Below are 3,455 nucleotides of genomic sequence, written 5' to 3' on the forward strand. Positions count from 1 at the left end.
ACCATTGAAATTTCTGATGAAGTGCTGGCGCTGGTCAGCCAGGTAGAAAATCGGTTTCCAGAGCTGCAGCTACAAATAACCTCAGATGAAGCCGAGTTTATCCGGGGCTCGGTGCGCGAGGTTATTACTTCACTGGCCCTGACGGTATTGCTGGTTATCTTTACACTGTGGCTGTTTATTGGCTCATGGCGGGCGACTATAGTGCCGGCACTTTCTATTCCTGTATCGCTGATAGGTGCGCTGGCCGCCATCTGGCTAATGGGCTTTTCCATCAACATTTTAACCTTACTGGCTCTGGTACTGGCGACGGGCTTAATCGTTGATGATGCCATCGTTGTTTCAGAAAACATTCAGCGCCGGCGCAGTATGGGGCTGGGTGCCCGGGCTGCCGCTGTTATCGGTACCCGCGAGGTGTTTTTTGCCGTGGTTGCCACCACAGCGGTGTTGGTGGCGGTATTTGTGCCAATTGCATTTTTACCGTCCACTGCAGGGCGGCTGTTCCGGGAGTTTGGTGGGGTACTGGCCGCGGCAGTAATTATTTCGTCTTTTGTAGCCTTATCCCTGGTGCCAGCACTGACTGCCCGCCTGCCTATTAAGCAAAATGCCAGCAATATTTTTGCTGGCATAGGTAACAGGCTGTTATCGATATACAGCCGCAGCCTGCACTGGACGCTGGATCACGCTATTATCGTATTTATTGCCTGTTTACTGTCGGCTGGCGCTGCCGGTGCCGTGTATCTGGTACTGGATAATGAACTGATGCCCACGGAAGACCGCGGTACTATCAGAGTCTTTGCCCGTGGTCCGGATGGTGTCGGCCTGAACTTTATGGACCGCCAGGCCGATAAAATGGAAGCAATATTACTGCCCTATGTAAACGGTGGCGATATTGATTCCATTTATACCGTCGTAGGGCAATGGGACCCTAACCTGGTGTTTATTACCGTACCGTTGAAAAACTGGAGTGAACGCAGTCAGTCACAACAGGACATTATTAATCAGATCAGTCCACAACTTGGCGCGATCCCGGGAGCGCCGGCTCGGGCTTTTGGCTCTAACAGTCTGAATCTGCGCGGGCAGGGCGGCGGCCTTGAGCTGGCGCTGACCGGCGAGTCTTATTCAGAAATATTTGCTGCTGCGCAGGCGCTCTCTAAAGCCATTCAGCAGCATATGCCACAACTGGGCATGCCGCGTATTTCTTATCAGCCTACCCAGCCGCAACTGCGGGTAAACATTGACCGGCGCCGAGCTGCAGAATTAGGTGTGCCATTGTCCGATATTGCTGCGACGCTTCGGGTAGCGATAAACGGTGATGATTTAGCTGATTTAAATGTTGGCGATCAGTCGGTTCCCATTATTCTGCAAGCAGCGGCCTCCTCAGTGACTGATCCTTCTGATCTGGCAAATTTATATGTGGGCTCAAGATTAGGCGGCTTAGTGCCGTTATCCAGTCTGGCCACTATTTCAGAAGAAGGCGTTGCTGCAGAGCTGGAGCGCCAGGCGCAGCGCCGGGCAATTGAAATGGAAATGCAGTTACCGCCAGATTTACCACTGGATCAGGCGGTTGAGCAATTACGCTCATTGGCCCAACAGTCGCTGCCTTCTAATATCGGACTGGTTTTTCTGGGTGAAGCGCTAACCTTTGAGGAAACCGCCCGTGAAGTCACGATGACCTATGTGCTGGCCTTTATTATTGTCTTACTGGTACTGGCTGCGCAGTTTGAAAGTGCCAACAGTGCTGTTGTGGTGATGGCGACGGTGCCATTTGGCATTGCCGCCGCGTTATTTACACTGTTTTTAACCGGTACCTCGATTAATATTTATTCCCAGATCGGCCTGGTGATGTTAATAGGGTTACTGGCAAAAAATGCGATTTTACTGGTCGAGTTTGCAGACCAGCTGCGGGACCGCGGTTATTCAGTCAGAAAAGCGGTTGAGGAGGCAGCACAAATCCGCTTACGGCCGATTGCCATGACGCTGCTGTCTACCCTGTTAGGTGGTTTACCACTTATCCTGTCGACAGGCGCTGGCGCTGAAGCCCGTAACGCCATAGGTTGGGTAGTGTTCGGCGGTCTGGGCATTGCGGTAGTCTTTACTTTATACCTGACTCCGGTGTTGTATCTTGCGTTGGCCCGATTTGCCAAACCACGTGCTGATGAGAGCAACCGGCTGGAGAGAGAACTGGAAGCTGCTGAGCAGTTCGACTGATTCGGCTGGACTGACAATTTGAATGGCGGTAACGTCTACCAATGACAGAAATTAAGCTCTGTGACCGGTTAGCGACAATCGATGCTGTTGCTTGGGATAATTTATTCCCTGCTGACATGCCGTTTTGCCGGCATGCTTTTCTCAGTGCACTGGAGCAGGGTGGCAGTGTCGGTGAAAAAAGCGGCTGGCTACCCCAGCATTTGCTGTTGTACCGCGGCGATAGTCTGATTGCGGCAATGCCGATGTATCTGAAACTGCACTCTTATGGTGAATACTTGTTTGACTGGGCCATTGCAGAGGCTTATCAGCATTATCAATTAAGCTATTACCCAAAACTGATTTCTGCTATTCCGTTTACACCAGCGGAGGGTCCGAGATTTGGTGTGGCAGCAGGTGAAAACTCCGGTCAGCTGTTCACAGTGTTACTGCAGGCGATTAACCAGCGCCTGCGACAACTGTCCTGCAGCAATTTTCAGTGCCTGTATCCTGATCCCGCAAGCCAACAGCTGCTGCGAGACAGTGAGATGCTGGAACGTTTCGATGTGCAATTTCAGTGGCATAATCATAATTTTCAGACTTTTTCAGACTTTCTGGCCGCCTTACCTTCCCGTAAGCGCAAACAAATCGGCAAAGAGCGTAGGCAGGTAGCTGAGCAAGATATAATTGTAAAATGTCATCATGGTACTGAGCTTACGCCCGCATTCTGGCAAAGTTTCAGCCGCTTTTATCAGGCAACCTATCAGAAAAGAGCAGGCCATAACGGCTATTTAACAGCAGAAACCTTTGCGTTATGGGGGCAGCATCTGGCTGACAGCATAGTGGTTTTTGCTGCTTATGCTGAGCATACATTGGTAGCGGCCTCGTTGTGTTTCAGGTCAAATAGTGTGTTATATGGCCGGTACTGGGGCTGCCTGACCGAGTTTGATAAATTGCATTTTGAATGCTGCTATTACGCCGGTATCGATTATTGCATAGCCAATAAACTGTCGTATTTCGATGCTGGTGCGCAGGGCGAGCATAAACTTAAGCGGGGTTTTTTACCTGTTGTGCGCCGCGGTTTTTACCAGTTTAGTCCAAGCCCGTTAAGCAATGCCATCAGCGATTACTGCCAGCGGGAACAGCTGGCGCTTTTGCAGCATTATCAGCTTACGCCCTGATCTTTTTTACCCGTTTGTTTTAAACTGCAGCAGGAAATTAAAAAACAGGCGCTGGGCGCACAGCAACTGGCTGGCGTCTGACACTGAATG

Annotated in this window: 2 protein-coding genes; both read left to right on the plus strand. The window is 50.8% G+C overall.

What is annotated here, in order from left to right; translation table 11 throughout:
* Window positions 1–2,208, plus strand: a 2,208-nt coding sequence (locus R3177_RS13940) for an efflux RND transporter permease subunit (protein ID WP_318971620.1), incomplete at its 5' end; no start/stop codon positions are given.
* A 41-nt stretch (window positions 2,209–2,249) separates the two neighbouring features.
* A complete protein-coding gene (locus R3177_RS13945; RefSeq protein ID WP_318971621.1) occupies window positions 2,250–3,365 on the plus strand; it encodes a GNAT family N-acetyltransferase in 1,116 nt (371 codons plus the stop codon).
* Window positions 3,366–3,455 lie beyond the last annotated feature (90 nt).

Origin of the sequence: Arsukibacterium sp., from assembly GCF_033722355.1 — a bacterium.
Lineage (GTDB): Bacteria > Pseudomonadota > Gammaproteobacteria > Enterobacterales > Alteromonadaceae > Alishewanella.

What these genes read in the sequence shown, in the direction of transcription:
- R3177_RS13945 (WP_318971621.1), top strand. Translation starts at nt 2,250, where the DNA reads ATGACAGAAATTAAGCTCTGTGACCGGTTAGCGACAATCGATGCTGTT.